General features: G+C 71.3%; 8 protein-coding genes. 3 read left to right on the top strand and 5 right to left on the bottom strand.

Annotation, left to right across the window (positions count from 1 at the left end; all coding sequences use genetic code 11):
• From C7C46_RS32640 to C7C46_RS32630, 3 genes are all read right to left on the bottom strand, one after another.
• Positions 1-698 (bottom strand): tyrosine-type recombinase/integrase (locus tag C7C46_RS32640; RefSeq protein ID WP_484421963.1); only part of this gene is annotated, 698 nt, incomplete at its 3' end.
• The gene (locus tag C7C46_RS32635; protein ID WP_110673534.1) at positions 698-883 is read right to left on the bottom strand and encodes a helix-turn-helix domain-containing protein; all 186 of its coding nucleotides are present in this window, start codon (positions 881-883) and stop codon (positions 698-700) included. The genes C7C46_RS32640 and C7C46_RS32635, both read right to left, overlap by 1 nt.
• Positions 880-2,583, bottom strand: a complete 1,704-nt coding sequence (locus C7C46_RS32630) for a replication initiator (protein WP_110673533.1) — start codon at positions 2,581-2,583, stop codon at positions 880-882. The genes C7C46_RS32635 and C7C46_RS32630 overlap by 4 nt, the downstream gene beginning before the upstream one ends.
• Positions 2,584-2,935: 352 nt before the next feature.
• Between C7C46_RS32630 and C7C46_RS32625 the strand changes: the two genes are divergently transcribed.
• The 3 genes from C7C46_RS32625 (at position 2,936) to C7C46_RS32610 (ending at position 4,126) form a co-directional block, all read left to right on the top strand.
• Entirely contained in the window at positions 2,936-3,313 is a 378-nt protein-coding gene (locus C7C46_RS32625) for a winged helix-turn-helix domain-containing protein (RefSeq protein WP_245985293.1), read from the top strand.
• A gap of 182 nt (positions 3,314-3,495) precedes the next feature.
• Positions 3,496-3,786 carry a hypothetical protein gene (locus C7C46_RS32620; protein ID WP_110673531.1) on the top strand — a complete coding sequence of 97 codons (291 nt, stop codon included), beginning with the start codon at positions 3,496-3,498 and terminating at the stop codon, positions 3,784-3,786.
• Positions 3,779-4,126, top strand: a complete 348-nt coding sequence (locus tag C7C46_RS32610) for a hypothetical protein (protein ID WP_181442660.1) — start codon at positions 3,779-3,781, stop codon at positions 4,124-4,126. The genes C7C46_RS32620 and C7C46_RS32610 overlap by 8 nt, the downstream gene beginning before the upstream one ends.
• A gap of 754 nt (positions 4,127-4,880) precedes the next feature.
• Here C7C46_RS32610 and C7C46_RS32605 read toward each other — a convergent pair.
• Together C7C46_RS32605 and C7C46_RS32600 are read right to left on the bottom strand one after the other, a co-directional pair.
• Complete coding sequence (locus C7C46_RS32605) at positions 4,881-5,234, bottom strand: hypothetical protein (RefSeq protein WP_110673530.1); 354 nt, start codon at positions 5,232-5,234, stop codon at positions 4,881-4,883.
• Entirely contained in the window at positions 5,231-5,704 is a 474-nt protein-coding gene (locus tag C7C46_RS32600; RefSeq protein ID WP_225446715.1) for a hypothetical protein, read from the bottom strand. The genes C7C46_RS32605 and C7C46_RS32600 overlap by 4 nt, the downstream gene beginning before the upstream one ends.
• Between the last annotated feature and the right edge of the window lie 98 nt (positions 5,705-5,802).

Genomic DNA, 5,802 nt, shown 5'->3' with positions numbered 1-5,802 from the left:
GCGGTGAGGAAGTGCCGGGCCTCCTCGGCGGTGAGGGGTTCGAAGCGGCGGGGTCGGGGCGTGCCGGTGCGGACGTTGCGGGCGACGTTGCGCGGGATCTCCTCCTCACGGACGGCGTGCTCCAGCGCGGACTTGAGCACGGAGTGGATGTAGGCGAGCGTCAGCGGGGAGAGGTACTTGCGGCAGCACTTCCCGATCGCGCAGCAGCGCGGACGGCGGCTGGCCTGAGCGTTGGGCTTCCGGCGGGCGTCGATACCGCGCGCACAGCACTGGCAGACGGTCCGCAGCCCGTTCAGCCAGGTGCGTACGTCCTTGGCTGTGAGCTTGGCGAGCTTCTTCTTGCCGAGGCCGGGGATGAGGTACTGGTTGGCGCAGGCGGTGTAGCGGGTGTGGGTGGTTTCGCGGAGGTGGTGGACGGCGACGTTCTCCAGCCAGTACGTCAGGTACGCGGCCAGGCTGCCCTGGGCGGAGACCACCGGGATGCCGCGGTTGCTGGCGGCGGTCTTCTCGGTGAGCTTGGCGAGGGCTTCCTTGCGGGTGATCCCGTAGACGCGGACTCGCTTGCGGCTGTCGCCGGGGGCGAGGACGTAGCCGGCGGCTTCCCAGCGGCCGTCCTTGCGCTGATAGACGGTGCCGTCGCCGTTGGCGCGGACCCTGCGCGAGCTGGTGGCGGGAGTGGAGGTGGGGCCGGTGGTCATCAGGATGCCTCTTCGAGGTGGTGGTGGACGAGGGCGGTCAGAGCGTGGGCGGGGATGCGGCGGGCGCGGCCGATGGTGAGGGAGGCGAGCTGCCGAGTGCGGATGAGGTCGTAGACGGTGGAGCGGCTGATCTTGAGCCGGGCCATGACCTCGGGGACGGTGAGGAGTTCGCTGTCGGCGGTCACGCGATCGCCCCCGTCTGGACGGGGGTGGTCAGCGGGTCGGTGGAGTGACCGGCCCGGTCACGGGAGTGCTGTGCGTGCCTGGCGCGGCTCGGTTGCTCGGGTCGGGGGCGCGGCTGGGTGGCCAGGAGGTCGGCGAGGTGGGCGAGTTCGGGCAGGAGGCCGGTTCCGGCGTACTGCCAGTGCGAGATCCCCAGGGTCGTATCCGTGGCGCCGTGCCGCCCGTCCTTCGCGCGGTGACCGGCGCGGTGGCCGGGGCCGGGGTCGGTGTGACCGGCGATCAGGTCATCGCGGTCACCGGGCCGGTCAGTGCCCGACCGGCCGCCACCGATCGGCAGTCCGGCGTGCCGGTCGACCATTGCCGGGTCGGTCGGCGTCGCAGCGGGTTCGGGTTGGCGGGTGCGCCAGGCGGTGCGTTCGGCTCGGAGGTGGGTGAGGGTGGTGGAGTAGTGGCGGGTGCGGGTGGAGAAGTGGCCTCGGAAGCCGAGCATGTGGGCCCACTGGCGCAGGCGGAGGTGGGCGTGCTCGGGCCGGGCACCAAGGTGCCAGGCGGTGTGGATCATGCGGCGGGCGTGGTCGGTGAGGTCGTACTGGGCGAGTTCGGCGAGGAAGCGCAGTCGGCGATCGAGGGTGCCGGTGGTGGTCTCGGCGCCCTTGGTGGCGTACTTGGCGATGTAGGCGGCGACGTGCCGGTCGGTGATGGGGGCGTCGCCGGTGAAGTCGGTGCTGCGGATGGCGCGGACGTCGATCTGCCGCCCGAACCGGAACACCGGGGGTTCCGGCGGCTGTGCCGGGTCGGCCTCCCCGGCCCGGGAGGGGTGTTGGTGCTGGACGCGAGTGCGGTTCGCGGCTGCGCGGATGGCGTGGTCGAGGAGCTGGGTGGTGGCCCAGGTGGGTGGGGTGCTGTTGGGGCCGGTGGGTCCGTCGATGCGGATGACGGTGTGGAAGTGGATCTGGCCGCGCTTTTGGTATTCGGCGACCTTGGCGTAGGAGAGCGTGGCGTGGTGGCGCAGGGTGCGCTGGGTCAGTCCTGCGGCCTTGGCGATCTCGCGGCGCAGGTGGGTGGTGAATCGGGCCCACAGGGCGGGGGCGTGGGCGTTCCACAGGACCGCGCCGGTGTAGTCGTACCGCTGCGGGTTCAGTGGGGTGCCGAGGAGTGGATCGTCGTCGGCGTGTCGGGTGCCGCAGGTGCAGGGGGTGGTGCCGGGTTGGTTGTGGACGGGGCCGAAGCCGGGGGCGGTGAGGGTGGCGAAGACGCGGGGGTGGGTGGCGACGCTGGTGGGGACGGTCTTGCCGCCGCGTAGTCCGGCGGCGATGAGCTGGTAGGTGTCGTAGCGGTAGAGGGTGGAGCAGGCGGGGCAGCGGGTGGTGCGGCGGTTGCCGCACCGCACCAGGAGTTCGCCGGCGGGCAGGTGGCGGGTGTCGAGGTGGTCGAGGATCTGGCCGGTGGCGGTGTCCAGGCGGGTGCGGTGGCCGGTCAGGCGGATCGGGCGGGTGCAGCCGCCCAGGGAGCTGATCTGGCGGGCCAGGGGTGCGAGGTATCCGGCGGCGGCGAGCCTGGCGGTCAGCCGCGCCCGGCGTTCCAGTGCCGAGTTCCTGTTCGCGGCTGTGTCGGGGCTGGTGGTGAGCGCTGGTGCGGCGAACGCCGTGCTGGCGGGAGTGGAGGTGGTTGCGGGGGTGGGGAGTTGGAGCTGCGCGGGCATGGGGACAGACCTCCGGCAGGAGTCGGGAGAAGAGGAGAGGCGATTGAGGGGCGACCCGGGTGATCGGCGCACGTGGGCACGGTGCGCGTGACGGCGGGCGCGGAGGGTGGGCCGGGGACGTCTGGCCTGGTCAGCGGTGGTGTTCACCGGTGGTGCGTGAAGGTAGCATCGCTTCAAGGGCGCATTCAAGTGCATCCCTCCTCATCTGTTTCGGTGGCCGGTGGGGACGCGAGTACTGTGGCCCCGGTCCTCCGTTTTGGACGGGCCGGATTTCGGTGGTAGTAGCGCAGAGAAGGCGTGGTGACCTGCGGTGACGGTGGGGCGGCGGGGACGTAGACCGGCGGGCGGCACGGTGTTGCTGACGTTCGAGGTCATCGCCGAGGCCCTGCGGGGGCGGATCCGCTCCGGGGAGCTGAAGCCTGGGGACGCGTTGCCGACGCAGGCCGTGTTGATGGCGGAGTACGGGGCCTCCAGCCTGTCCGTGCAGAAGGCCATGGCCCTGCTGAAGCAGGACGGCTACGCGATCTCCCGCCCCGGCAAGGGAGCCTTCGTCGCCCACCCCGACGCCGACGGTGACTCAGATGACGGGGAGGCGGGGAACACGCCCGTCGGCGGGACGGCGGCGCGCGTCGAGGCGCTGGAGCTGGCACTGGCCGAGGCCGTCGAGCGGATCGCCGACCTGCGTGCTCGCGTCGAGGCTTTGGAAGCGGGCGGCGTGCCGAGGGGGTGAGCTGCGGCATTCCGGCCCGTGGCCGCTGGATCGGGTGACTTCTCCGGCTTCTCAGCGCGTCGGGGGTGAGGGCAGGGTTAAGGTCGGCCGGGTCGGGGATCCCGGGCGTGGCGGTGGTGTGTCGACGCCTGGGGTGCCGGGAGGCAGACTGGGTTGAGTAGTAGGAGAGGCAGGGAGCTGGGATGTCGGTGCAGCCGATCGAGGACGCCGGGGATTCGGTGCCGCGCAACGCGGAGGGGATCGCGGCGGCGCTGTCCGGGGCGCGGCGGATGGAGTTCTACCGGGAGTTGCTGGCGGCCGCGCCGCAGGACGCGGAGGCGGTGCTGCGGCGCTGGTGGTGCGAGGCGGTCCTCGATGTCGGGCAGGCCCGCGGCGACCAGTTGACCGCCGCCGCCCTGGCAGGCACGCTGCCCCTGCGCAGCGTCGCCTCGGTGATCGAGCACCGTCGCGCGGCGGGGCTGCCCGTTGAGTGACGTCGATCAGCCGTACGACGAGGACGACGAGGACGACGAGGACGACGAGGACGACGAGGACGACGAGGACGAGGGCTGGCCCTGCTACCTCTCCCCGGAGGTCGAGGCCCTGTTCCAGGACCCGGCAGCGACCGGGGCGATCTTCAGCGCCATCGTCTCCGCCACCGTGCGGATCAACGCCACAAGCGGCCTCGTGCCCGGCAGCACTGCCTCCGAGCGCTGGCCCCAGCAACGGCGTATCGCACTCGGCCCCGGAGGCTCCCTCGGGGTCGCCGAGTACGTCATCGTCGCCGACGCCCCCGAACCCCACTGCGTTATCACCCGCGTCCAGCTCTACTGACCAGCCACCCCACGCGGGCGCGAGCCGCCGGGACGCCGGTCGAGGCGGTGCGTCCAGATTTTCTCTACGAGGTTCCAGATTTTCTCTACGAGGTTCAAGGCGGGCCCCGCCCGTTGGAGGTAGCGCGACGTCGCCGACCGACCCAGGGGCGGACCGGCCCCGAGGTCTTCGCGGGTGTCGGCGATCAGCGGTCCGCCGGGTCGTGAGTGGGGCTCGACTGGTGCCCGATGGGAGCAAGTTGTGGGGTAAGCGCTGCTTACCCCAGCACCGCCCAGGGTCGGAGCAAGTTGTGGAGTAAGGACTCCTTCCGCTTTTGCGGAGCAAGTTGTCGCCTGCGACCGTCCTACGGCCGGATCGCAGGCACGGGGTCGGCCAGGGGGCCGACCCTTCGTTTCTATCGTCGCGCTCGCCGAGGGCGGCGGCCGACGTCGCGCCGACCCACTGACCGCACCCGCGCCGAGCGACCGGCCCACGGACGAGCCGTGCCGTGTGCCGGGACTCCGACCAGCAGTTGCCCGAACTCGCCCCCGCGCGGTCGGGACGGTCAGGACGCGAGCAGTTCAGCGACAAGCCGAGCCGACGAGACGGTGGGGCAGCGGAAGCGACAACCGGCCAGCACGACGGGCTGACCGGAACCGGGCTCCTGGCAGAGCAAGTTGTCCCGTTGGATATCCCAACGGGCTATCCAACGGGAAGAGGGGCTGACCCGGGGGCGGGTCATGCGTGCTCTGCCGGACAGTCGCCCGTGAGCACGTCAGTCCGTGGCCTTGGGGTGGCCGGTGCCGGCGTAGGTGATCCAGGCGGTGCGGTTGGCATCGTCGAGCAGGTACCAGATACGTCCTCCACCAGTGACTTCGTACTGCCAGCGTTCCAGGGTTTGCCCCTTGTAGGTGGTGGTACCGAGTTTGCCCTTGAGTCGGTGCTGGCGGTCGGGGATGTCGGCGGCGCGGGGAGTGGCGCGGATCCGCTCGAAGGCGCGGCGCAGGTTGCCCGGTGCCTGGCGGCTCAGGTGTTCCCAGCCGTCGGCGGCCTCGGTGTTGGCGAACCGGAGGTCGTACTCGTCGCCGGTCGGGGGTGGCGCGGCCCGGTCTCCGCGCTTCGGGCTCACTCCGCTGCCCCGGGCGCGGGGACGGGACCGAGGTCGCCCTCGGGTTCACGGGTGAGCAGTGCGTGCAAGGCAGGGTCCGCATAGATCTCGGCGCTGTGCCTCCACTGGGCGAGCAGCAGTGCGATCGGTGAGAGGTTGTCCAGGGCCACCGCGCCGCGCGCCGTGTCGACCAGCTCGGCGAGCAGGGTGTCGATGTCCTCGGCGGGCAGGAAGGTGCTCCAGGGGAGGGCTTCGGGCAGCGCCTGGCGCAGGGCGCCGATGTTCTCGGTCCGGACCAGCCCGGCGAGCAGGCGGGAGGTGAAGTCCACGACGGTGGTGTCGCGCTCCATTTGGTCGACGCGCATCAGGGCCAGGTCCTCCGCGTCGCGTCTGCGCAGCCGCAGCGCGCGGACGGCGTCGAGCCGACGCGTAGTCGCGGCGGGATGGTGGAGAAGCTCACTGAAGGGCATGTCCTCGTAGGCCGCAGTCATGACATCCACAGTAGCTCGGATGTCAATCGATGGATAGACGGCGCGGCGGTTGACTCTTCCCCAATGGACTAGACCTCTGACCTCGGTGTTTCAGCAGG

The sequence above is a fragment of the Streptomyces tateyamensis genome, assembly GCF_003205575.1.
Classification (GTDB): Bacteria; Actinomycetota; Actinomycetes; order Streptomycetales; family Streptomycetaceae; genus Kitasatospora; species Kitasatospora tateyamensis.
Note: the sequence above shows the minus strand (reverse complement) of the source record. Positions and strands in the feature narration are given on the sequence as shown.